Source organism: Methylobacterium sp. E-065, from assembly GCF_022829605.1.
Classification (GTDB): Bacteria; Pseudomonadota; Alphaproteobacteria; order Rhizobiales; family Beijerinckiaceae; genus Methylobacterium.
The window spans coordinates 143,660-167,734 of the sequence record NZ_JAKSYD010000253.1; the positions used below are offsets into that span (position 1 = coordinate 143,660).

The 24,075-nt window shown below is 67.6% G+C and carries 19 protein-coding genes; 5 read left to right on the forward strand and 14 right to left on the reverse strand.

Features of this window, described 5'->3' with window-relative positions; all coding sequences use genetic code 11:
* Positions 1 to 25: 25 nt before the first annotated feature.
* On the forward strand, positions 26 to 1,624 hold the full coding sequence (gene purH / locus MKK84_RS29285) for a bifunctional phosphoribosylaminoimidazolecarboxamide formyltransferase/IMP cyclohydrolase (RefSeq protein WP_243925630.1): 1,599 nt from the start codon (positions 26 to 28) through the stop codon (positions 1,622 to 1,624).
* 346 nt (positions 1,625 to 1,970) lie between these two features.
* Complete coding sequence (locus MKK84_RS29290; protein ID WP_243925631.1) at positions 1,971 to 2,201, forward strand: hypothetical protein; 231 nt, start codon at positions 1,971 to 1,973, stop codon at positions 2,199 to 2,201.
* A gap of 592 nt (positions 2,202 to 2,793) precedes the next feature.
* Here the strand turns inward: MKK84_RS29290 and MKK84_RS29295 are convergent.
* From MKK84_RS29295 to MKK84_RS29315, 5 genes are all read right to left on the reverse strand, one after another.
* Positions 2,794 to 4,476 (reverse strand): MFS transporter, encoded by a 1,683-nt coding sequence (locus MKK84_RS29295; protein WP_409566559.1) that lies wholly within the window; start codon positions 4,474 to 4,476, stop codon positions 2,794 to 2,796.
* A 251-nt stretch (positions 4,477 to 4,727) separates the two neighbouring features.
* On the reverse strand, positions 4,728 to 6,410 hold the full coding sequence (locus MKK84_RS29300) for a cation acetate symporter (protein ID WP_243925632.1): 1,683 nt from the start codon (positions 6,408 to 6,410) through the stop codon (positions 4,728 to 4,730).
* Positions 6,407 to 6,784 (reverse strand): DUF485 domain-containing protein, encoded by a 378-nt coding sequence (locus MKK84_RS29305; protein ID WP_243925633.1) that lies wholly within the window; start codon positions 6,782 to 6,784, stop codon positions 6,407 to 6,409. Before MKK84_RS29305 ends, MKK84_RS29300 begins: the two co-directional genes overlap by 4 nt.
* 123 nt (positions 6,785 to 6,907) lie before the next feature.
* Positions 6,908 to 8,854: an acetate--CoA ligase gene (gene acs, locus MKK84_RS29310; RefSeq protein WP_243925634.1), complete on the reverse strand. Its 1,947-nt coding sequence runs from the start codon at positions 8,852 to 8,854 to the stop codon at positions 6,908 to 6,910.
* Between the two features lie 273 nt (positions 8,855 to 9,127).
* The gene (locus MKK84_RS29315; protein WP_243925635.1) at positions 9,128 to 11,599 is read right to left on the reverse strand and encodes a PAS domain-containing protein; all 2,472 of its coding nucleotides are present in this window, start codon (positions 11,597 to 11,599) and stop codon (positions 9,128 to 9,130) included.
* A 235-nt stretch (positions 11,600 to 11,834) separates the two neighbouring features.
* On the opposite strand from MKK84_RS29315, the gene MKK84_RS29320 reads away from it, so the two are divergent.
* Together MKK84_RS29320 and MKK84_RS29325 are read left to right on the forward strand one after the other, a co-directional pair.
* Positions 11,835 to 12,323: a phasin gene (locus tag MKK84_RS29320; RefSeq protein WP_243925636.1), complete on the forward strand. Its 489-nt coding sequence runs from the start codon at positions 11,835 to 11,837 to the stop codon at positions 12,321 to 12,323.
* Between the two features lie 130 nt (positions 12,324 to 12,453).
* Positions 12,454 to 12,810, forward strand: a complete 357-nt coding sequence (locus tag MKK84_RS29325) for a hypothetical protein (protein ID WP_243925637.1) — start codon at positions 12,454 to 12,456, stop codon at positions 12,808 to 12,810.
* A gap of 81 nt (positions 12,811 to 12,891) precedes the next feature.
* Here MKK84_RS29325 and MKK84_RS29330 read toward each other — a convergent pair whose 3' ends face one another.
* The 5 genes from MKK84_RS29330 to MKK84_RS29350 form a co-directional block, all read right to left on the reverse strand.
* Positions 12,892 to 13,539 (reverse strand): L,D-transpeptidase, encoded by a 648-nt coding sequence (locus tag MKK84_RS29330; RefSeq protein ID WP_243925638.1) that lies wholly within the window; start codon positions 13,537 to 13,539, stop codon positions 12,892 to 12,894.
* A gap of 125 nt (positions 13,540 to 13,664) precedes the next feature.
* Positions 13,665 to 14,483, reverse strand: coding sequence for a transglutaminase-like domain-containing protein (locus tag MKK84_RS29335; protein ID WP_243925639.1), 819 nt, complete (start codon positions 14,481 to 14,483; stop codon positions 13,665 to 13,667).
* A gap of 65 nt (positions 14,484 to 14,548) precedes the next feature.
* Entirely contained in the window at positions 14,549 to 15,493 is a 945-nt protein-coding gene (locus MKK84_RS29340; protein ID WP_243925640.1) for a transglutaminase family protein, read from the reverse strand.
* A 143-nt stretch (positions 15,494 to 15,636) separates the two neighbouring features.
* Positions 15,637 to 16,233, reverse strand: coding sequence for a NepR family anti-sigma factor (locus MKK84_RS29345; protein WP_243925641.1), 597 nt, complete (start codon positions 16,231 to 16,233; stop codon positions 15,637 to 15,639).
* Positions 16,234 to 16,349: 116 nt separating this feature from the next.
* Positions 16,350 to 17,516 (reverse strand): transglycosylase SLT domain-containing protein, encoded by a 1,167-nt coding sequence (locus tag MKK84_RS29350; RefSeq protein WP_243925642.1) that lies wholly within the window; start codon positions 17,514 to 17,516, stop codon positions 16,350 to 16,352.
* 357 nt (positions 17,517 to 17,873) lie between these two features.
* Between MKK84_RS29350 and alaS the strand changes: the two genes are divergently transcribed.
* Complete coding sequence (gene alaS, locus MKK84_RS29355; protein WP_243925643.1) at positions 17,874 to 20,552, forward strand: alanine--tRNA ligase; 2,679 nt, start codon at positions 17,874 to 17,876, stop codon at positions 20,550 to 20,552.
* Positions 20,553 to 20,619: 67 nt separating this feature from the next.
* Here the strand turns inward: alaS and MKK84_RS29360 are convergent, their stop codons facing one another.
* The 4 genes from MKK84_RS29360 to lpdA all read right to left on the reverse strand — a co-directional run bounded on the left by MKK84_RS29360 (position 20,620) and on the right by lpdA (position 24,067).
* On the reverse strand, positions 20,620 to 20,901 hold the full coding sequence (locus tag MKK84_RS29360; protein ID WP_243925644.1) for a hypothetical protein: 282 nt from the start codon (positions 20,899 to 20,901) through the stop codon (positions 20,620 to 20,622).
* A gap of 90 nt (positions 20,902 to 20,991) precedes the next feature.
* On the reverse strand, positions 20,992 to 21,402 hold the full coding sequence (locus MKK84_RS29365) for a DUF2147 domain-containing protein (protein WP_243925645.1): 411 nt from the start codon (positions 21,400 to 21,402) through the stop codon (positions 20,992 to 20,994).
* A gap of 222 nt (positions 21,403 to 21,624) precedes the next feature.
* Positions 21,625 to 22,188 carry a hypothetical protein gene (locus tag MKK84_RS29370; protein ID WP_243925689.1) on the reverse strand — a complete coding sequence of 188 codons (564 nt, stop codon included), beginning with the start codon at positions 22,186 to 22,188 and terminating at the stop codon, positions 21,625 to 21,627.
* Positions 22,189 to 22,375: 187 nt separating this feature from the next.
* Positions 22,376 to 24,067 (reverse strand): dihydrolipoyl dehydrogenase, encoded by a 1,692-nt coding sequence (lpdA, locus tag MKK84_RS29375; protein ID WP_243925646.1) that lies wholly within the window; start codon positions 24,065 to 24,067, stop codon positions 22,376 to 22,378.
* Positions 24,068 to 24,075 lie beyond the last annotated feature (8 nt).

Genomic DNA, 24,075 nt, shown 5'->3' on the forward strand with positions numbered 1-24,075 from the left:
AATCTCACGCTTTCGGCACGAAACCATGGCGCACGATCAGGTGCGGGTCTCCCGCGCGCTCCTCTCGGTCTCCGACAAGACCGGACTCGTCGACTTTGCCCGGGCGCTCCAGGCGCGCGGAATCGCCCTGGTCTCGACCGGGGGCACCCATCGGGCGTTGCAGGAGGCCGGCCTCGCGGTGTCCGAGGTCGCCGACCTGACCGGCTTCCCCGAAATGATGGATGGGCGGGTCAAGACGCTGCATCCGGCGGTGCATGGTGGTCTGCTGGCGATTCGCGACAACCCGGAGCATCAGGCGGCCCTCGCCGCCCACGGGATCGGGGCGATCGACCTGCTCGTCGTGAATCTCTATCCGTTCGAGGCGACGATCGCGGCCGACAAGCCGGACGCCGACTGCATCGAGAACATCGATGTCGGCGGCCCCGCGATGATCCGCGCGGCGGCCAAGAACCATGCCGACGTGGCGGTCGTCACCGACGTGGCCGACTACGCGTCCGTGCTCGCCGCGCTGGAGGCCCATGACGGCGCGCTGGACGCGGAGCTGCGTCGGCGGCTGGCGCAGAAAGCCTTCGCCCGCACGGCGGCCTACGACGCGTCCATTGCCAACTGGATGGCCGGCCGCTTCGGTGCCGATGCGGCGGCGCCATTCCGCGCCTTCGGGGGCAGCCTCGGGCAGAGACTGCGCTACGGCGAGAACCCGCACCAGATTGCGGCCTTCTATCGGGCCCCGGGCAAACCCCGCTCGGGCGTCGCGACCGCGCGCCAGCTCCAGGGCAAGGAGCTGTCCTACAACAACTTCAACGACACGGATGCCGCCTACGAGTGCGTCGCGGAGTTCGATCCCGCCCGCGCCGCCGCGGTGGCGATCATCAAGCACGCCAACCCTTGCGGCGTCGCCGAGGGGGCGAGCCTGCTCGAGGCCTACGAGCGCGCCCTGAGCTGTGATCCGACCTCGGCCTTCGGCGGCATCGTGGCGCTCAACCGGACGCTCGACGCGGAGGCGGCTGCGAAGATCGTGGAGATCTTCACCGAGGTGATCATCGCGCCGGATGCGACGCCCGAGGCCGCCGCGATCGTGGCCGGCAAGAAGAACCTCCGGCTCCTCCTGGCCGGCAGCCTGCCTGATCCGCGGGCGCCCGGCGAGGTCGTGCGGTCGCTGGCCGGCGGGCTGCTGGTCCAGGGCCGCGACGCGGCCGTGGTCGACGACATGCCGCTTCAGGTCGTCACCAAGCGCGCGCCGAGCGAGGCGGAACTCGCCGATCTGCGCTTCGCCTACCGGGTCGCCAAGCATGTGAAGTCCAACGCCATCGTGTACGTGAAGGGCGGTGCGACGGTAGGGATCGGGGCCGGGCAGATGTCGCGGGTCGATTCCTCGCGGATCGCCGCCTGGAAGACCGCGGAGGGCGCCAAGCGCCTCGGCCTGTCCGAGAGCCTCGCCGTGGGCTCCGTGGTGGCGTCGGACGCGTTCTTTCCCTTCGCGGATGGCCTGATGGCGGCGGCGGAGGCGGGGGCTACGGCGGTGATCCAGCCCGGCGGTTCGATGCGCGATTCGGATGTGATCGCCGCGGCCGATGCGGCCGGCCTTGCCATGGTGTTCACCGGACACCGCCACTTCCGGCACTGACAGGCCGAGAAGCCGCGCACGATTCAGGCGAAGCCGACCGCACCCGCCGCGTTAACGATGGTGCCAGATTGGTTGCCGCGAATCGATTGTCGTACGGCCGCGTGGCCGCCGCGTGTCATCTGATCTCGGCCAATTCTCTGTTGCGAGGGATATAAAATCCAGAAGAATCGCCGATCCAATTAAAATTTCAAAGTCTACTCGGACGGAACCGTTAGGCGGAATGTAGATAAGTTGCCCGGGCCGCACCGGGGTTGATGTCGGAACTTCAGCACGTCATCATCGATCGGACTGATGCAGGAGGATTGCGCGCAGCATCTCCTCGAACGGATCCGATCTGGGTGGCGCGATGCTGGTGGCCGTGATGTTGTTCGGAGTGGGGTGGCTGGTCGGCCGAACCTATACAGTGGTCGTCCTTGCCATGACGTCGACGGTCATCATGGTCACGGCATCGGCTATCTTCATCACGACCTTCGGTTTTGATGTGCTTCATACGCTGATCACACTCGGTTACCTCGGTGCGCATCAATCCGGCTACCTGCTCGGCGCGTTCATGAGTGGCTACCAGCACGACAGCTGACCGCATATCCGCCGATCACCACCACCAGACCGGACGTCCGGCATAGGTGTTGATCAGCAACCATAAGGCGATCGTCGCAGACGGCCACAAAAGCACCAGTAGAGCAGGTGGTTTGGTCCCCGGTTTACGGCGGTGCGATGTCGAGGTGAGGTTAACCATCTGAACTCTGAAATCGTTTTGATCGGGCGTGCCATTACGGTTGGAGACCATACATGGTTACCTAAAATTATGGATTTAAATGCCGAGACGTAGTCAACGCATCGCAGTACCGTGTTGCGTGTTGAAGTTCGAACGCACGATCTTTGCGCCGTTATATCGCATTCATGGCAGACTCCAAAAATATTATCGGCGTGTATATTTTAGATAGCCGGCACTAAAATCAAAAGATCAAATCAATTCGACCCCTGTCAGCAAATTATTCGGTCTTCGAAGCTCGCCGCGCAGGCACGGCGGTTTTCGCGAGGCCGCTCGGCGCGCCGAGTGATGATCCGATTTGGCCGGGCACCGTTTCAAAACAAAAGCGCCCAGGCCGCGTGTGCGGCCTGGGCGTCGCCGGCGCAGGTGGTGTCCGGGCGAGGCCCGATCCGGGTAATCAGTCGTCCGCGAAGATATCGCGATCCTTGGTCTCCGGAACGAACAGGACTCCGATAATCACCGTCGCGACGGCGATGACGATCGGATACCAGAGGCCGAAGTAGATATCCCCGGTCTGGGCCACCATGGCGAAGGCGGTGGCCGGCAGCAGGCCCCCGAACCAGCCGTTGCCGATATGGTAGGGCAGGGACATCGAGGTGTAGCGGATCCGGGTCGGGAACAGCTCCACCAGCATGGCGGCGATCGGGCCGTAGACCATCGTGACGAACAGCACGAGGATGAACAGCAGGCCGATCACCTGCGCGACCTGCGGCCGGAAGATGTCGAACGGGCTCGCCATCTTCACGATCTCCGGGTCACCGGCCTTCGGGTAGCCGGCCGCCTGGAGCGCGGCGGTCGTGGCCTTGTTGGCCTCGACATTGCCGCCCTGCGGGTAGGGGATCTCGGTGTCGTTGACCCGGATCGTGGCGGGCTGGCCGGCCGCACCGGCGGCGGTCGTGTAGCGCACCGAGGCCTTCGACAGGAAGTCGCGGGCGAGGTCGCAGGGCGCGCTGAACACCCGGGTCCCGACCGGATTGAACAGCGTCCCGCAGGCCGCCGGATCGGCCGTCACCGTCACCTTCACGGATTCGATGGCCGCCTCGAGCTTCGGATTGGCTGCCGAGGTAATGCCCTTGAAGACAGGGAAGAAGCTCGCCGCCGCGATCGCGCAGCCCGCCAGGATGATCACCTTGCGGCCGATCTTGTCGGACAGCCAGCCGAACACCACGAAGAAGCCGGTGCCGAGCAGCAGCGACCACGCGATCAGGAGGTTCGCCGTATAGCCATCGACCTTGAGGATCGATTGCAGGAAGAACAGGGCGTAGAACTGGCCCGTGTACCAGACCACGCCCTGGCCGGCGACGAGCCCGAACAGGGCGATGACGGCGAACTTCGCGTTCCGCCACTGGCCGAAGGCCTCCGTCAGCGGTGCCTTCGAGGTCTTGCCCTCGTCCTTCATTTTCTGGAAGGCCGGCGATTCGGACAGCTGGAGCCGGATCCACACCGAGATGCCGAGCAGCAGCACCGAGACCAGGAACGGGATGCGCCAGCCCCATTCGGCAAAGGCCGCCTCGCCCGTGAAGCTGCGGGTCGCCAGGATCACCAGAAGCGACAGGAACAGGCCGAGCGTCGCCGTGGTCTGGATCCAGCTCGTGTAGAAGCCGCGCCGGCCGTTCGGCGCGTGCTCGGCCACGTAGGTCGCCGCGCCGCCATACTCGCCGCCGAGCGCCAGTCCCTGCGCCAGCCGGAGCACGATCAGGATGATCGGCGCCGCGATGCCGATCGTGGCGGCATTGGGCAGCACGCCGACGATGAAGGTCGACAGGCCCATGATCAGGATCGTGATCAGGAAGGTGTACTTGCGCCCGACGAGGTCGCCGATGCGGCCGAACACCAGCGCGCCGAACGGCCGGACGATGAAGCCCGCCGCGAAGGCCAGCAGGGCGAAGATGTCCCGGGTCGCCGGCGGATAGGCCGAGAAGAACTGGGCGCCGATGATCGCGGCGAGCGAGCCGTAGAGATAGAAGTCGTACCACTCGAACACGGTGCCGAGTGAGGATGCGAAGATCACGCGCTTCTCGGCCGAACTCATCGGCCGTGCCGCCCCACCCGCCCGCGGGACTGCGGTTGCTACAGCCATGGCCTAACCTCCCCAACACCATCTGCCTCCAGCGTTTCACCGGGGGCACGGGATGCGCTGCGCGTCCTCGCCTTGCGCGAGCTGCAGATCACCTATGCGTTATAGGAAGTGTAGCTGCGGTCAATTGGTAAAGCGATTGTGATCGCCGCCATCAACACGGCCGTCCGCGGATCGTCGCGCCGCTTGTCCTGAAACGAGGAAGGGCGCGGCCATAGCCGCGCCCTCCGATGCTCATCCTATGGCGCGTGGGGTCAGTGCGCGTGCGCGCCGGACGCCCCGATTCCCGTCTCGGAGCGCACGTATTGCGCCTCGAACGCCGCCCGCTCGCGCTGGCCCCGGCGGGATCTGTCCATGAGGGACACGACCCAGATCGTCGCGAAGGCCAGCGGCATCGAGAACAGAGCCGGGTTGTCGTAGGGGAAGATCGGCGCGGGGTTGCCCAGCGTCGTCACCCACACGGCCTTCGACAGCACCACCATGATCACCGCCGCGAGCAGACCGACGAGCCCGCCGGCGAGGGCACCCCAGGTGGTCGTGCCCCGCCACAGGATCGACATGGACAGCACCGGGAAGTTGCAGCTCGCCGCCACCGCGAAGGCGAGGCCGACCATGAAGGCGACGTTCTGGTTCTCGAACACGTAGCCGAGGAAAATCGCCACGATCCCGATCACCACCGCCGAGAGCTTCGACAGGTTGACCTCGCGCTTATCGGTGGTGCGCCCGCGGGCGATCACCTGAGCGTAGAGATCGTGGCTGATCGCCGAGGCGCCCGCCAGCGTCAGGCCGGCGACGACCGCGAGGATCGTCGCGAAGGCCACCGCCGAGATGAAGCCCAGGAAGTACGGGCCGCCGATCGCGTTGGCGAGGTTGACGGCGACCATGTTGGTCCCGCCGATCATGTCCTTCAGCTTGTCGAAGGTGCCGGCCGCGCCGAGCTTGTAGTAGCTCGGATCCGACATCAGCAGGGCGATGCCGCCGAAGCCGATGATGAAGGTCAGGATGTAGAAGTAGCCGATCAGGCCGGTGGCGTAGAACACCGACTTGCGGGCGGCCTGCGCGTCCGACACCGTGAAGAACCGCATCAGGATGTGCGGCAGCCCGGCGGTACCGAACATCAGGCCGACGCCGAGCGAGATCGCCTCGATCGGGTTCGACACGAGGCCGCCCGGTGCCATGATGGCGTCGCCCTTCGGATGGACCTGCACGGCGTTGGCGAACAGCGTCTCCGGGTTGAAGCCGTACCTGTACAGCACCGCGCCGGCCATGAAGGTCGCGCCGCCGAGCAGCAGGCAGGCCTTGATCACCTGCACCCAGGTGGTCGCCTTCATGCCGCCGAAGGCGACGTAGACGATCATCAGCACGCCGACGATGATCACCGCGTAGAGGTAGGGCAGGCCGAACAGGAGCTGGATCAGCTTCCCTGCGCCGACCATCTGGGCGATCAGGTAGAACGCCACCACCACGAGGGTGCCCACCGCCGAGATGATGCGGATCGAGGTCTGGTCGAGCCGGAAGCTCGCCACATCGGCGAAGGTGAACTTGCCGAGGTTGCGCAGGCGCTCCGCGATCAGGAACAGCACGATCGGCCAGCCGACCAGGAAGCCCGTCGAGTAGATCAGCCCGTCGAAGCCCGAGGTGTAGACCAGGCCCGAGATGCCGAGGAACGAAGCCGCCGACATGTAGTCGCCCGCGATCGCCAGCGAGTTCGTGCCGGCCGAGATGCCGCCGCCCGCCGCGTAGAAGTCGGCGGCCGACTTGGTGCCCTTGGCGGCCTTGTAGGTGATGCCGAGGGTCGCCAGCACGAAGAACAGGAACATGCCGATGGCCGGCCAGTTTGTGGCCGATTGCTGCACGGCGCCGAGATCGGGCCCGGCGGCGTAGGCCGCAGTCGCCGCGATGGTGGCGAGCGTCAGGCCGAGGAGGATGCGGTTCATCGGCCAACGCTCCGCTTGAGGGCGTCGCTCAGCGCGTCGAACCGGGTGTTGGCCCGGGCCACGTAGACGCCGGTCAGCGCGAAGGCGAACAGGATCACGAACACGCCCATGAACAGGCCGAGCGAGGCGGTGCCGCCGCCGACCTTCACGGCGAGCAGCGCCTTGTCGAAGGCGATCAGGCCGATAAAGCCGAAATACACCACCAGCATCAGGATGGTGAGGATCCAGCCGAACCGGGTGCGCTCATGGACGAGCTGCTGGAATTCCGGGGTGCGGACGATCCGCGCGACCTGCGGATCGGCATCTGCCCCGAGGGTGCCGGATCCCGGGGGCGCTGGTCGTCCCCGAGCGCCGAGTGTCGTTCCGCTGCTCATAATGTTTCCTCCCGCGAGGGCTCTCCGGCCCTCGGGTTCATCGCGTTGATTCGTGGTTCTTGTTGGGGGCGGGCGCCGGACCGGCATCCGCCTCATCGTGTGCTCAGCGAGGGGCTGACCCGATCAGGGGCGGTTCTGCCGATTCTCGATCAGGTCTTCGACGACGGTCGGTTCGGCGAGCGTCGAGGTGTCGCCCAGCGAGCCGAAATCGTCCTCGGCGATCTTGCGCAGGATGCGGCGCATGATCTTGCCCGAGCGGGTCTTCGGCAGGCCCGGCGCGAACTGAATGAGATCCGGCGAGGCGATCGGCCCGATATCCTTGCGGACCCAGGTCACGAGCTCCTTGCGCAACGTATCGTCACCCTCCTCGCCGTCGTTAAGGGTCACGTAGGCGTAGATGCCCTGGCCCTTGACGTTGTGCGGGTAGCCGACGACCGCCGCCTCGGCGACTTTCGGATGGGCAACCAGGGATGACTCGACTTCGGCCGTACCCATCCGGTGACCCGAGACGTTGATGACGTCATCGACCCGGCCGGTGATCCAGTAATAGCCGTCGGTGTCACGCCGCGCGCCATCGCCGGTGAAGTACTTGCCGGTGTAGGTCGAGAAGTAGGTCTGCTCGAACCGCTCGTGGTCGCCGTAGACCGTGCGCATCTGGCCGGGCCAGGAATCCGCGATGCACAGATTGCCCTCGCAGGGGCCTTCCAGGACCTTGCCCTCGGCATCGACCATCTCGGGCTTCACACCGAAGAACGGCCGCGTCGCCGAGCCGGGCTTGAGGGCCGTGGCACCCGGGAGCGGGGTGATCAGGATGCCGCCGGTCTCCGTCTGCCACCACGTGTCGACGATCGAGCAGCGCTTGTCGCCGACCACGTTGTAGTACCACTCCCACGCTTCCGGGTTGATCGGCTCGCCGACCGAGCCCAGCACCCGCAGCGAGGCCCGCGAAGTCTTCTTCACCGGGCCCTCGCCGCCGCCCATCAGCGAGCGGATCGCGGTCGGTGCGGTGTAGAAGATGTTGACCTTGTGCTTGTCGATCACCTCCCAGAAGCGGGAATTCGACGGGTAGGTCGGGATGCCCTCGAACATCAGGGTCGTCGCGCCGTTCGCGAGCGGCCCGTACACGATGTAGCTGTGGCCGGTGACCCAGCCGACATCGGCAGTGCACCAGTATACGTCGCCCGGGCGGTAATCGAAGACGTACTCATGCGTCATCGACGCGTAGACGAGATAGCCGCCTGTCGTGTGAACCACGCCCTTCGGCTGGCCGGTCGAGCCCGAGGTGTAGAGGATGAACAGCGGGTGCTCGGCCTCGACCGGGGCGGCGGGGCATTCGTCGGTCACCTGCTCGGCCGCCTCGTCGTAATAGACGTCGCGGCCGGCCTCCATGGCGATGGGGCTGCCGGTGCGGCGCACCACGATGACATGGTCGACCAGATCGGTACCGATCCGCTTGATCGCCTCATCGACATTGGCCTTCAGCGGCACCTTGCGGCCGCCACGCAGGCCCTCGTCGGCGGTGATCACCACCTTCGACTCGCAGCCCTGGATGCGCGAGGCGAGCGAGTCCGGTGAGAAGCCGCCGAACACGATGGCGTGGATCGCGCCGAGCCGTGCGCAGGCGAGCATCGCGTAGGCGGCTTCCGGGATCATCGGCAGATAGAGGGTAACCCGATCGCCCTTGCCGACGCCGCGATTGCGCAGCACGTTGGCCATCCGGCAGACCTGTGCGTGTAGTTCGCGGTAGGTGATATGCTTGGACTCGTCCGGGTTGTCGCCCTCCCAGATGATCGCCGTCTGGTCGCCGCGGGACTCGAGGTGCCGGTCGATGCAGTTATAGGCGACGTTGGTGGTGCCGTCCTCGAACCACTTGATCGAGACCTTGCCCGGCTCGAAACTGGTATTCTTGACCTTGGAGAACGGCGTCATCCAGTCGATGCGCTTGCCGTGCTCGCCCCAAAAGGCGTCCGGATCAGAGATCGACGCCTTGTACATGTCTTGATACTTGGCATCGTCGACGAGAGCACCCTCCCGCCACGCTGCCTGTACCTCGATGACCTTGCCGTCCATGGCTTTCCATCCCTGCTTGGCGCCCGATCGTATCGCGGTCTATGCCGCGCAGCCAGGACTTCCAAAGTAACGTACCGTATACTCTACGCTGGCGATATCATCGTCGATCCACGGGGCAAAGCCTCGAATCCACTAAATAAGTTGGGCACAATGTAAGGTGGTGCGCGAAGCACCGCTGTCGGTATGTCGGGCCGTGCGCGAAGCAGTTCGAGATCGCGGATCGGCCCACGCCAAACCCGCGACGCCTTGCACGGTCGCACGCGGGCTAGGGCTCTAGCCCGCCGCCGCCTGACGCGCCGGCATGATGATTTCCACCAGCGTGCCATCCTCCGCCGGAGTCGACAGCTGAAGGCGGCCGCCATTCGCCTCCACCAGGGCGCGGGGCAGGGCCAGACCCTCCTCGACATCCCGGCCCCGGTCGGCGGCGGACCGCGCGGCGGCCCCCGTATCGCGAACCCGGAGCGCGACGCCGGCCCGCTCGGCCGCACCGGTCGACACGATGATCTGGCCGCCGACTGCCGACCGGCGGATTGCGTTCTCGATCACCAGGGCCGCGGCTCGACTTACGGACGGCTCGTCGGCCTCCAGCTCCGCAAGATCCGACGCAAAGCTCGTGCGCACGACGATGCGGCCGCGGGCCGCCTCGGCCTGGAGCTGCGCCACGCATCCCGCCACGACATCGTTGAGATCGAGGGTGCGCGGCTCGAGGTGCAGGGCGCCAGCCTCCACGGCCGCGAGGTCGAGCAGCTTGCCGACGCGTTCGAGCATCGCATCGCCGGACGCCTTGATCTCGGCGAGGCAGGCCCGGTAGCGCGCGTCGCCCAGGGAGCCGAAGGGCTCCTTCAGCATCGCGTCGGCGAGCGCGATCATGCCGGTCAGCGGTTCGCGGAACGCGCGATCAGCGCGCACCAGCGCGAGACCGGTGCCGTTCGAGGCGTCCCGATCCGATGCGCCCGTCGGCGTCTGTCCGCGGAGACGGCTCGCCGGCTCGACGATGGCGAACCGGTGGCTATCCCCCTCCGCAGCCTTGACGTCGAGACTCACGGGCGTGCCGGAGAGGGTCACGCGACGCGGTCCCTTGACCACGCCACGTAGGACATCGGCGACGGTCAGCACGCAGTCCCGATCGAACTGAGCGACGAAACTGCCACCCACGATCTCTCGTGGCGCGCAGTCGAACAGGCGGGCGGCGGCACGATTCACCGACACGATCCGCCCTGCCTGATCGAGGGTCACCACGCCCGTATCGAGCGCGTCCAGCGCGGCCTCGGCGGCGGTCGCCCGCTCGGCTTGAGCGGTGCGGTCGAGGCGCTCGGCAGCCAGGGCCATGGCGGCATCGGCCTCGTCGATCGGACGCAGGACCAGGCATGCCGCAGCCGCCCCGGCCCAAAGGCAAGCGCCGCTCAGCATCTCGACCGGCCTGACGTACCCGTCGGCGCCTGTGACGGTGGTCCGTCGCGCCGCCGGATCCGCGTCCGCCTTGCGTTGTGCCCCTGGAAGTACCGCGCTGAGCCCGCGCCCCGACAGGGCCGCGCTGTCGGCGTCGCCGGTCAGCTCCAGAAGCTTGCGACTCGCCCCGAGGATCACGCCGTCCCGATGCACCAGCACCGGAACCGGAAGCCCGGCCAGTAGCTCGGGGAACGCAGCGGCGCGGCCTGCACCGTCCCGCGATTCCACGGCGCCCGCTTGCGGCCCGGGAAAGGGCATGACGGCGCCGCCTTCCGGCCTCGGCGCGGCTTCCTCCGACGTCGCCTCATCGCCGGCATAGCGTGCCCCGAGGGCCCGGGCGATCTCGCGGAACGCGGCATGCTCGTCGTTCGAAAGCGCGGTCGCTACGGGTTCCAGCTCACCAGCGGGCGGCGGTTCGGGTTCGCTCGTCACCGCTGCTGGTTCGGGCAGTACGGACGGGGTTGCTGTCGGTGGGAGCGGCGCGTCCGCGACCGGCTGCGCCCCCGGCAAATCGACCGGCGATGCCTCCGGCAGGTCGACCGGCGCCGCCGTGGGTCCGGACCGGAGCAACCCGAAGCCGGCAAAGCCCGAGCCGCTGGCTTCACCCCGGCCGAGCGGTGCACCCGAGAGTTCGACTCGGCACGGACCGGCGCCGGCATCCAGCACCGCCGGCTCTCCGCGGAAGGTTCGCCGCTCCCGCAGAGCCGCCAAAACCCCGTCGGCGCCCGACATGCGTCCGGCCGCCGCGAGATCCTGCCACCGTTGCCCGACGAGTCCGGCCAGAAGATCCGGGCCCGTGAATTGGATCACCGTGCCCGAAGCGTCGAGCCGCCACAGAAACCGATCGTCCCGGACGACGACAGAGGCCGGCTTCGGCGCCGGCGCGCTCTCGGGTTGGCGCTGACGCGCCCGCGGTCCGACGGGAGCCGTGGGAATTACCAGGATCGCATCCGTGCCATCGTCGCGGTGCCCACGGGCCAGCCAGCAGAGCACCGGGGGCGCGATGCGGCGGGGATCGAGGCGCAGCCGCGCGAGCCGGGGCGCATCATCGTTCGGCGCCGTCGACAGGATCTGCCGAAATAATTCCGCGCGACCGGGGCCGGAAAGCGCGTCGGACAGGGCGTGCGCGGCTGGAGAGGCGTGCAGCATCTGCCCGTCGCCCGCATCGACAACGAGATGGATCGGGTTCGGCATGGCCAGGGCCGCCGACAGACTTGGCAGCCGCCGCCAGGCCGCAAAAGCGGTGGTGAGACCGAGCCCACGCTCCGGATTGGCCGGTGTCAGTGTCGTCTCCAAAGCCCGCGACCTCGAACCCCTACGCGATCCGACGCTCCTCCCGGTGAGAAACGACGACGACCGACGCACTTTTGTAAACGCTGTGTCGCCGCGGCGCTTAATCTTCGCAACGACCGTCATACGTTTACGTTGTATCAACCTTAACGCCGATGGCGTGGCTGGCATATGGCGGCGAATCGGTTATTGTGCAGCGCACAACAAGCCATCCACAGGCTGACACGAGAGGAGACGACACATGGCCAATCCCCCGAACTATGAAGTTCCCGCCGAGATGCGCGACATGGCCGAGAAGAGCGTCGAGCAGGCGCGCAAGGCCTTCGACAGCTTCATTGGTGCGGCCCGTCGCACGGCCGATACGGTGCAGGGTTCCGCTGAAGTCGCGCGCACCAACGCCCGTGATGTCTCTACGCGCGGCTTCGAATATGCCGAGCAGAACGTCAACGCGGCCTTTGACCTCGCTCAGAAGCTCGTCCGCTCCCGCGACATGCAGGAGGCGATGCAGCATCAGGCCGAGTTCGTGCGCAGCCAGTTCGCCGCTATCCAGGCTCAGGCCAAGGAGTTCAGCGGCCTGGCGCAGAGCGCGATGCAGCAGGGTGCCGAGCGCGCCAAGTCGGCAATGCAGCAGGGCGCCGACGAGGCCCGCAAGGCCATGGAGCAGGGGCAGGATGCTGCCAAGCAGACGGCTCAGAACGTGCAGGATGCCGCCGAGCGCGCCAACCACTAACATCGCCTGAGTGTGATGCTGCTGCGGCCCGCCGCCGGTTTCCGGCGGCGGGCCGTCTCGTTTTCGCCGGTATTGCCGTCGAGATCCGCCCGGCGGACGGGTCGGTCCGCATCGAGCGAAGGATTCAAGGATGCGCCCCGCTGTCTCCGGCCGCACGCGCCCGCGTGACACACTCCGTCTGACGATCGCTGCGCTGGCCCTCGCTGCCGCGCTGCCCGGGACCGCGGCCCGTGCGCAATACGTCGACGAGCCGGCCTACGGCGCGCCGCCGTCCGGCTACGAAGGCGAGTACCGCCCGGTGCCGCGCCGGCGGGAACGGGCCCCTGTGGGCTTCAACTGCGATGCCGTCCAACAGGGCATCACCGGGCCGAAGCCGTTCTCCTGCCCGCTTCCGGGTCCGCGGCCCCTCGGCGTGCGTTGCTTCTGCGATCTCCCGATCGCGTCGTTCAGCCCGGCACAGACGGCCGTGGGCCGCGTCGTTCCGTAGAACGATTTGGCCGCGTCGCCTGATTCAAGCAACGCGGCCAAATTATCGAGAAGAGGGCGGGCCGGAGCCGGGCCAGACCGTTCAGTTCAGCACGACGACCTTGGCGCCAACCTTGACCCGCTCGTACAGGTCCGTGACGTCGTCGTTGGTCATGCGGATGCAGCCCGAAGACACGGCCTGACCGATCGTATCCGGCTCGTTCGAGCCGTGAATGCGAAACTCGGTGCGGCCGATATACATAGCGCGGGCGCCGAGCGGGTTCTCGATGCCGCCGGCCATGTAGCGCGGCAGGTCGGGGCGGCGGGCGATCATGGCCGCCGGGGGCGTCCACGAGGGCCACTCGCGCTTGGCCGTAATCGTGTTGGTGCCGCTCCAGCTGAAGCCCGGACGACCGACACCAACGCCGTAGCGCAGCGCCTGACCGTTGCCCATGACGTAGTAGAGCCGGCGCTCGGCGGTGGAGACCACGATCGTGCCTGGGGCGTAGGGCGCGTCGAACGCCACGACCTCGCGGGGGATCGGCTGGACCTGAGCCTGCGGTGCGGCCTGCACGCCCTGGCCATACCCCGGGGCGTAAGTCCCCTGGTAACCGTACTGACCCTGATCCTGGTAATACGAGTCGGCGCCCTCGGTCCCGAAGGGATCGTAGGACGAAGCGGCGAGGGCCGGCGTTGCGGCAAGAACAGTCGCGCCCAGCAGCGCGGCGAGTGCGGTGACCGTGGTCTTCATGAGTGGCCTACCTGTGCAATAACCTTTGCCATTACAAGCGTGAGCATAGGCAGACAGTTCCACACAACCGCCACGATTTCGGTGGGCGGCGGAATACGCAGGCCCGCTCGCCCGTGCTGGTCCGCTCAGACGACCTCGTCGGTGTGCACATCGAAGCGGGCGAGATGGGCATAGCCGAAGTTGGTCGAGATCGCGCAGTCGGTGGCATCCCGCCCACGGGCCATGACGATGCGGCCGATGCGGGGGCGGTTGTGGCGGGCGTCGAACGTGTACCAGCGCGGGCCCGCCGGACCGTCGAGATAGGCCTCGAACCAGGCAGAGAAGTCCATCGGCGCGGGGTCGATGGGCACGCCGATGTCGCCGAGATAGCCGGTGGCGTAGCGGGCCGGTATGTTCATGCACCGGCACAGGGCGATGGCCAGATGGGCGAAGTCGCGGCAGACGCCTTCGCGCTGCATGAAGCCGTCATGGGCAGTACGGGTGGCATCGGCGCGCTGATAGTCGAATCGCAGGCGCTCGTGGGTGTAATCGACAATCGCCTGGACGCGGGCCCAGCCCTCAGGCGTGGAGCCGAACAGCGACCATGCCGTCTGGGATAGCTTGTCGGTGTCGCAGTAGCGCGAGCCGAGCAGGAACATCAGCACGGCGTCCGGCAAATCCTGCACCGGGATCTGTCGCGCCTCGCTCTCGATAATATCCGGCTCGCCGCTGTCGGCGACCATGAAATCCGCCGAGACCGTCAGCTGGCCCGCCGGCGCGACGATGCGGTGGCAGATGTTGTCGTAGGTGTCCCTGAACTCGTGCACAGGGAGTGGCGGATCGAAGGTGATCACGTGCGGCGTCAGAACGTCGGGCATCCGCGACGGGTGGACGCTTACCATCAGGATCATCGGGGTCGGCTGGGTCATCGTGAAGGCGATATCGAAACCCGTCTTGATCTTCATCGCGGCCACCTTGCTGTATCGCTCTCCGCGCGGGGTCGCCACGCATGTTCGTTCCGGATCCGGGATCAACGCGCCGGGCTGGGGGCGGACCCTTGATGCAGTATCTGGTCTGTCGTGATTGGAGTTGCCGCAGTCCCGGTCAGTTCCACGACGTCGACCTCGACACGCATACCCAGATCGTCACTGGCCAGGCCGAAGAAGGAGCCGTGCAGCGGCACCGCCTGCGCGGGATCCCGGGTCACTGCTACGCGAATCAGGTCGCGGTTTCCGACGATCCCGTTGGTCGGGTCGAACTCGACCCAGCCGGCGCCCGGAAGATAGACTTGCAGCCACGCATGGGTTGAGCCGCCCCCGACATGGCGCGCGCGGTCATTGCGGGGATTGTAGAGGTATCCGGACACGAACCGGGCTGCCATCCCGAGCGCGCGCACCGCTTCCATCATCAGCACGGCGAAGTCCCGGCACGAGCCACGCCGGCCGCGCAGGGTCGTGAGCGGGTCCTGCACGCCCTTTTCGCTACGGGCGAGATAAGTGAAGTTTGCCCGGACGCCGCGGGTCATGGCGGCCAACAACTCCTGCGTGGGAATGCGCCCGTTTGCCGGCAGGAAGCTGCGTGCCCAGGCATCCACCTCATGCTTCGGGTCGGGCCATTGCCGTTCGATGGAGCGGGCAAGGTCCGGCATGTCCTCGGCCCCGTACCCGAACGGGAAATGGGTCGCGTGCGGGGCCAGCGGGAAGACCGGCGCATGCTCAGGCGTGTGCTCGAGGGTGATGCCGCAGGCGAAGGTGAGCGTTTCCGCGCGTATGTCGAAGGTGGCCACCGCCACGCAGTTGCCGAACACGTCGAACAGCCAGCGCAGCGTTGCCGGTTCCGGTGCGATATCGAGGGTCGCCTCGATCAACCGCTGATCGTAGCTGTCGCGTGGCCGGAACATGATCCGGTGCTCGCCGAACGAGACCGGGCGCCTGTACCGATAAGTCGTTCGGTGTTGGACGGATAGGATCGGCAAAGCGGCTCTCTTCCGGCGCGCGCCGTTGCGAACTCCATCAACGCGCGAACGTGTCATGCAAGGGCCGGGCCCCGCAGGTTCGCGGGGCGGGCTCGTTCGACGGGAGCCGCACCGCGGCCGGCCAACGACCGCGGGCCGCAGCGTCAGACAACAGGAGGCGCAGGCTCGGCAGCCGCGCGCTCCGCCTCGACCAGCACGTCGAGCGGACGCCACGGCTTGGAAATGAACACGGCCTCCTGCGGGAGGTCGGGACGGGGCAAGTCGTGGCCGGAGGTCACCACCAGCCGCGCCCGGGGCCAGAGGGTCGCCACAGCCCGCGCAAGTTGCAAACCGTCCATCTGGCCGGCCAGCCGGATATCGGCGAAGACCAGGGCCACCTCTCCGCCGCGCGCCTGCAGTACCAACAGTGCGGCCTCAGCACTGTCGCAGCCGATCACGTCGAGCTCGGTCTCCTCGAGCAGCGTCTCGGCCAGCGCACGGATCTGGGGATCGTCTTCGACGACAAGCGCAAGCCGCGCATGCACGGCAGCCGTCGCGACGGCGCCCGCCTCCGGTCGCGCGGGCTCTTCGGTCTCGGTCTGACGGACGCGGCGAACCAGTGCGGCGAGGTGCTCGGGCACGCCCTCGGACACGAGGTCGTCGTAGAACGACGCGAGGGTCCGGCCGATCTGATCGAGCGGAATACCCGGTGTGAGCGTATCGGTGAGCGGCAGGGGTGCGCTCGTCTGGTGCTTCCTCAAGGACTCCCCCCGAAGTCTTCACGCGCAGGACGAAAGCGCGGCGCGCAAGGAAGAAAGTCGGCAATCCGCCGGTGGTTGCGCGCCGATGTGGAATCTGGCGCTGGCTCGCCGACCCGTTACTGGGTGGCGGTCTCCGCATCCGCGTACGCCATGACACCCGAGACGGCGCGCACGTTTTGGTAACGCGAACCGCGGCTGCTCATCATCGTCTCGAACTTCTCGTGGACCTGGGCCACCGAGAGGCTCAACGGCTTGCGGTGCCGGCCCCGGCCGATGAAGCGGCCGGCCGCGAAGAAGATCGAGCGGTTGGCCCTGGCCGGACCGGGGAGGAGCGCGGCCGCTGCGGCGGCGGGCTTGTTGACCACGTTGGCCAGGAACTCCTCGGCGTCGTCCGGACCGAGGAAGTGGGCGAGATAGACTTCACCGAGGGTCAGTTCGCGCCCGATGCGGAGCGCGATGCGGGCCGCGTCGCGCTTGAGCATCTCGCCGGCCATCAGCGCCGAGAGGTAGGGGTCGCGGCGGAGTTCGAGCACCCGGGCCCGTTCGGCCGGATCGCTGATAACGGGCCGGTCGTTGCCGTCGGCCGTGATCAGCGCGGCCTCCTTCGCCATCCCGTACTTGGTGCCGAAGTCGCGGACCACGCCGAGCCACGTGCGCTCGATGAATTGGTAGAGGCCGGTCGCCGAGGAGGTCTTGGCCTGGACCGCGGTGACGAAGCTCGATTCCTTGTCGGCCACCGCCATGAGCAGGACCGGATCGGTCTGGACCGCCTGGGCGGCGCGCACGATCGTCTGCACGAGGTGGCGCCGGATCTTCATCGGGCCGAATTCGAGAATGTCGTTCGGGTCGCCCGCCGCGCTCTCGGAGAGCAGGAAGTCGTAGGAGACACGATCGACCGTGTTGGAGCCGATCTCGGTGTCGAGGTCATGCACGGCGGCGAAGCTCGAAGAGGCCCGCAGCGGCGTCCGCTCCAGCTCGTCCTCCAGCGCAACCGTGTGGATGCGCGGGCGGGGCATCGGGATCTCGGTGGCGGCTTCCGCGACCGACACGGCCGGTGATAGGCCCACCTTGCCGAGGTCGATACCCGACCCGATCAGGGCGGCGCTGAGACCGCCGGCGATCAGCGTCACGGTCATCAGCGACCGGACCAGGGCGGGAGCGCTGCCATGGGCGCGGCCGAGCATCGGCTGCGCGGCGATCACGTCGGCACGGCGCGTGCCGAAATGCCCGGCGCCAGACTTGCCTGTGATGGCCTTCGACGTTCCGACCGTGCGGCCCTGCATCGTTGATCCGATTCCCCGCGCCGTTGACGGCGCCACGGGTTCATCATCGCTTGACAGATGTGGCAACAACACGGCCGCGCTTGTGGCGGAGCTGGGGCTAATCGCGGTGTTTTCGCGGCCGATACCTGTAAGCCACAGGTTCAGACCACATTTCCGGGCGCCGTTGCGGGGAAGGCGCAATTTTTGTCGAGCGATGCCACGCCGGAAGCGGCGAATCGCCAGGGAGCAGGGAACGGCAAGCACTTAGGCCGGGCACCGATTGCAACCCGGTCCGGAACGGCTCTAAGAGGGCGCCATGCGGATGCCGCTCGAAGGTGAGCGGTGCCCGATCCCGTGTTCCTGCCAGAGCTAGCCTTGATGAGCGGCGTCAACGAGATCCGGTCGACCTTCCTCGACTACTTCGCCAAGGCGGGGCACGAGGTCGTGCCCTCTTCGAGCCTCGTGCCGAAGAACGATCCGACGCTGATGTTCACCAATGCCGGCATGGTGCAGTTCAAGAACGTCTTCACCGGGATGGAGAAGCGCGCCTACGACCGGGCCACGACGGCGCAGAAATGCGTGCGCGCCGGCGGCAAGCACAACGACCTCGACAATGTCGGCTACACCGCGCGCCACCATACGTTCTTCGAGATGCTCGGCAACTTCTCGTTCGGCGACTACTTCAAGGACCGCGCGATCGAGCTCGCCTGGACGCTGATCACCAAGGAGTTCGGCCTCAAGCCGGACAATCTTCTGGTCACGGTCTATGCCGACGACGACGAGGCCGCCGGCCTGTGGAAGAAGATCGCGGGCCTGTCCGACGACAAGATCATCCGCATCGGCACCTCCGACAATTTCTGGCAGATGGGCGATACCGGCCCCTGCGGACCGTGTTCGGAGATCTTCATCGATCAGGGCCCTGCGCTGCAGGGTGGGCCGCCCGGTTCTCCGGACGAGGATGGCGACCGGTTCCTGGAGTTCTGGAACCTCGTGTTCATGCAGTACGAGCAGGTGGAGCCGGGCTCGCGCAACCCGCTGCCGCGGCCGTCGATCGATACCGGCATGGGCCTCGAGCGCATGGCGGCGATCCTCCAGGGCGTGCACTCGAACTACGACACCGACCTGTTCCGGGCGCTGATCGATGCGGTGGCCCACGCGGTCTCGCGGGCGCCCGAGCCCGCGACGATGGCCTCCTATCGGGTGATCGCCGACCATCTGCGGGCCGCCTCGTTCCTCGTGGCCGACGGCGTGCTGCCGGGCAACGAGGGCCGGGGTTACGTGCTGCGCCGGATCATGCGCCGGGCTATGCGCCACGCCGAGATCCTGGGCGCCCGGGAGCCGACCATGTTCCGCCTCGTGCCGACCCTGGTGCGCGAGATGGGCCAGGCCTACCCGGATCTGATGCGGGCCGAGAGCCTGATCGCCGAGACGCTGAAACTGGAGGAGACCCGGTTCCGCCGGACCCTGGAGCGGGGCCTGTCGATTCTCGACGCCGAGAGCCGCGAGCTCAAGGATGGCGACAAGCTCTCCGGCGAGACCGCCTTCACCCTCTACGACACCTACGGCTTCCCCCTCGACCTGACCCAGGACGCGTTGAAGGCCCGGGGCATCGGCGTCGATACCGAGGCGTTTACGGCGGCGATGCAGCGCCAGAAGCAGGCGGCGCGCGAGGCCTGGAAGGGTTCGGGCGAGGCGGCGACCGAGACTGTCTGGTTCGGGCTGCTCGACCGCCTCGGCGCGACGGAGTTCCTGGGCTACGAAACCGAGAGCGCAGAGGGCATCGTCACCGCGCTGCTGCGCGACGGCGGCGAGGTACAGGGCCTCGAAGCGGGCCAGACCGGCCTCGTCCTCGTAAACCAGACGCCGTTCTACGGAGAATCGGGCGGTCAGGTGGGCGATACTGGTGTGATCCTGGCGCAGGGCGTGCGGGCGCGGGTCACCGACACCCAGAAGATGCTCGGCGACCTGTTCGTCCACCACGTCACCGTGGAGGAGGGGCGCTTGAGCCTCGACCAGCCGGTGGAGTTGAAGGTCGATCACGCCCGCCGCCGGGCGATCCGGGCCAACCACTCCGCGACCCACCTCCTGCACGAGGCGCTTCGACAGGTGCTGGGCGACCATGTCGCCCAGAAGGGCTCGCTGGTGAGCCACGAACGCCTGCGCTTCGACATCAGCCATCCGAAGCCGATCGAGGCCGACGAACTGGTCCGGGTCGAGGATATCGCCAACGCGGTGCTTCTGCAGAACGCGCCGATTGTCACGAAACTCATGGCGGTGGACGACGCCATCGCGTCGGGCGCGCGGGCGCTGTTCGGCGAGAAATACGGCGACGAGGTCCGGGTCGTCTCGATGGGCCATCCGGTCGATGCGCAAGCCGGGCAAGGGCGGCCGAAGAGCTTTTCCGTCGAACTCTGTGGCGGCACCCATGCCGGGCGCACCGGCGATATCGGTGCGATCACCATCGTGGCGGAGAGCGCGGTCGGGGCGGGCGTGCGCCGGATCGAGGCGCTGACCGCCGATGCGGCCCGGCATCATCGCGCCGCGGAGGCGCGCACGCTGGCGGCGCTCGCGGGCATCCTCAAGGCGCCGGCGTCCGAGGCACCCGATCGGCTGACGGCTCTGATGGACGAGCGGCGGCGCCTGGAACGTGAATTGGCCGAGACCCGGCGCAAGCTCGCCATGGGCGGCGAGGGCGGCCCAGGGTCGGGCGCGCAACAGACCGAGATCGGTGGCGTGGCGTTCCGCCGGTCGGTGGTCGAGGGCCTCGACATGCGCGACCTCAAGCCGATCGTCGACGAGGAGAAGAAGCGCCTGGGATCCGGCATCGTGGCGGTGGTCGGCGTCGGGCCCGACGGCAAGGCCGGCCTGGTTGTCGGTGTGACCGACGACCTGACGGAGCGCTATGACGCGGTCGGGCTGGTCCGGGCCGGCGCTGGGGCGCTCGGCGGCAAGGGCGGCGGCGGACGGCGTGACATGGCGCAGGCTGGCGGCCCCAACGGGGCCGGCGCGGAAGCCGCTCTCGACGCTGTCGAGCAAGCCCTCACCGCGGCGGCTTGAACGAACAAGGCCGCACCGTTTCCGGTGCGGCCTGTCCTATCCGGAGCGTTGCGCTCTCGGCGAGGGCTTACTTGCCGCCTCCGCCAGCGCCGCCCTGCGGCGCGACCCGCGACGGCTGGTTCGCGTTGCCGGCGGCGGCCGAGTCAGTTGAGATCGTGTCGGCCGGCTGGCCGGTCGGAGAGTACGTGATCGACGGGTCGTTGCCGGTCGTGCTGGACTGCGTGCTGACCACACCGGGAGCGCCAGGCGGTACCCCGACCCGGGCGCCATTCGGTGTCTCCACGACTTGGGCGGCGGCCGGCGCGATGGCGGCCAGCGTCAGCACGGTGATGAGAAGTGCCCGGGTCATAAGAAATCCTATCGTTGTCCGACCCAGGCAACTTCGTTAGCGCACAATCGATCCTGCGTTGTTGCGACGCGGTAGAGGGCGGACAGCGGGTTAGTTGACCCGCGTCCAGCTTTGGCGCTTGCAGAAAACGCTCATGACGCAGCCCGAAACCTCGAGCGTGTTGGGGCTGGTTAGGCGCAGGGACCCCGAATAGGTCTTTCCGTCATTCGGGTTGTAGAGCGAGCCCGAAAAGCCCGAACCATCCTTCTGGCGGGCGTCGAGGATCTGTACCCCGACGACGCTGCGGGTGCGCAACGCAGGGTCCGGATTCTTGGCGTCCAGCGCCTTGCCGGGGGCGCTGACGATCGTTCCGCAATAGCCGTTGCCGCAGGGTGCGACGCGGATGCGCGAACTGCCGGTCTCTGTCAGCCAAAGTCCCGCCGGATCGGCCGCCCTTGCCGGACCCGACAGGGAGCCGATCCCGACCGTCACCAAAGCTGCAAGGCCAAGCCTCGAACGCATGCCCGTTCCTCCCGCTTTTCTCGTTCGGCTCGACTCGGAGCCTGCTTGATCGTGGCTCACGGCTTGTATCACCGGGCTGGCAGCCTAACCCGCTCGAGAAGCGTCCGCCCAACGGCACAGCCGACGGTCCGCCGTGGACGCGGCTCGGTCGCGCAATCCACGCGCCGGGGCAGAGCGACCTGAACCATCGCCGGCTGATGCGCCCGAATGGCTACCGAAGCCTTAGCGCATCGCGGTCGGTAGGGCGGATCCGAGATAGGTCTCGACGACTTCACAGAAGGGCTGTCCGGCTCCGGTCGAAAGCACCGCATCGACTTCGAACAACGGATCCTCCGGTTCTGTGCCCGGTGGGCGAGCCCGAACTTCGACGGTCCGACGGACCGGGGCGAGCGGACGTACGACCCGACCGAACGGCGTGCGGGTCCCGTCCAGCACGGCGTTCATCTCAGGCGTCAGCCGCGCCGGCACGTACCAATTGTCCGCCTCGGACATCACGTGCTCGCCGCAGACGAGGCGCACCCGCCGATAGCGCACCGGCTCATCCGGGCCGATCGCCAACCGGGCGCGCTGCGCAGCGGACAGCGACTTGTCCGGACCCGGCAGGCGTAAAGCCACGAGATGTGGATCGGCGGCGAGCCGATGCTCGGCGCACCAGCTCTCGAGGGCGAGCGTCGCGCTGTCGGAGCCGAGGATTCGGTCGCGCAAAGCCGCAACGAGGGCTTCGGAGTTGGCAGGCTTGCCGATGACGATCGGGGCCTCAGCGAGGGCTCGACCCGGAATGGTCATCACCAGCGTGGCCACCAGGGCAACCCAGACGACGATCGGATGCCTCTGGGATCGCCCTGCCGGTAACGGCATCTCCACACACAGATTCCTCATCGACGCACCGCCTTCGGCGTGCCGTTAACGCCGCAGCCGCTCCGGAGTCCATCCCGGGGGCATTGCCAGTCTCGATGCGTCCGCCCGCGGACCGCTACCGCCGCGCCGCCGGTGGCAGGTCGGTGCAGAGGCCGAGGGCGGCCTCTGCGGCGAGGCCGACCGTCTCACCGAGGGTCGGATGCGGATGGATCGTCCGGCCGATATCGATGGCGTCCGCCCCCATCTCGATGGCCAGCGCGATCTCGCCGATCAGGTCGCCCGCGCTTGGTCCCACGACGGCGCCGCCCACGACACGCTTGTTTCCCGCCTCGAACAGCAGTTTGGTCAGGCCATAATCCGCGCCGTTGGCGATGGCCCGACCCGAGGCGGCCCACGGAAAGCGCGCCACCTCCACGGCCCGGCCAGCCGCCCGCGCTGCCGTTTCGGTGACACCGACCCAGGCGATTTCCGGATCGGTATACGCCACGGACGGGATCACGGCGGCGTCGAACCCCGCCCGGTGTCCGGCGGCGACTTCGGCAGCCACGTGGCCCTGGTGAACGGCTTTGTGGGCCAGCATCGGCTGCCCCACGAGATCGCCGATGGCGAGGATGTTGGGCACGTTCGTTCGCAACTGCGCGTCGACCGGCACGAACCCGTTTTCCACGGAGACGCCGGCAGCCTCCAGACCGAGCTCCGCGCTGTTTGGCCGGCGCCCGGCCGCTTGGAGCACGAGGTCGTAGATCGTGGCCTGCGCCTCGCCCGCCAGCGTGACGGCGATGCCCTCCGGGCCGGCGGTAGCGGAAATCACCTCGGCTCCGGTCAGCAGACGGTCGAAGCGGTACGCGTTGCGTTTGGTCCAGATCGCAACGAGGTCGCGATCGACGTCTTCCAGCAGGTTCGGTAGCCGTTCAACGACGTCGACCCGGGCGCCGAGCGCGCTGTAGACGGTGGCCATCTCCAAACCGATGATGCCGCCGCCGATCACCAGCAACCGGCGGGGCACGAACGGCAGCTCCAGGGCACCGGTGGAGTTCACGATGCGCGGATCCTGCGGCAGCATCGGCAACGCCACCGGTGAGGAGCCGGCCGCCACGATGGCGCTGGCGAAGGCGACGCTGCGTTCGCCGCCCTCTTGTGTGGCGACCGTAACCGTCTTGGGTCCGGTGAATCGCGCGGTCCCGCGGATGACGCTGACCTTGCGCTGGCGCGCCATCTGGGTGAGCCCGTCGGTGAGACGGCGCACGGTCCCGGCCTTGAAGCTCCGCAGCTTGTCCAGATCGATCGCCGGAGCGCCGAAGCTGATGCCGTGGGCGGCGAGGCGCTGGGCCTCCTCGGTCACGGACGCAACGTGCAGCAGGGCCTTGGACGGGATGCAGCCGACGTTCAGGCACACGCCGCCCAGCGTCGCGTCGCGTTCCACGAGGATGACCCGCTGCCCGAGATCGGCGGCCCGGAAGGCCGCCGAATACCCGCCTGGGCCGCCACCGATCACCAGCACGTCGCAATCCGCATCCGGGTTCTGGGTGGGAGTCGGCACGGGGGAGGGTGCCTCGGCATCTTGGTCGGCTATGGCAATGCGCGCGATCAGCGTCCCGGCCGAGACCCTGTCGCCGAGGCCGACCAGCATCTCCGTCAGCCGTCCCGCCACCGGGGACGGAATGTCCAGGGTCGCCTTGTCGGATTCGACCACCAGCAGCGACTGATCGCGGGTGACCGCCTGTCCCGGCGCCACCGGGATCTCGATGACCGGCACGTCGGCATAGTCCCCCAGATCGGGGACGCGGATCTCGTGGAACGCGGGCATGGCGGGGA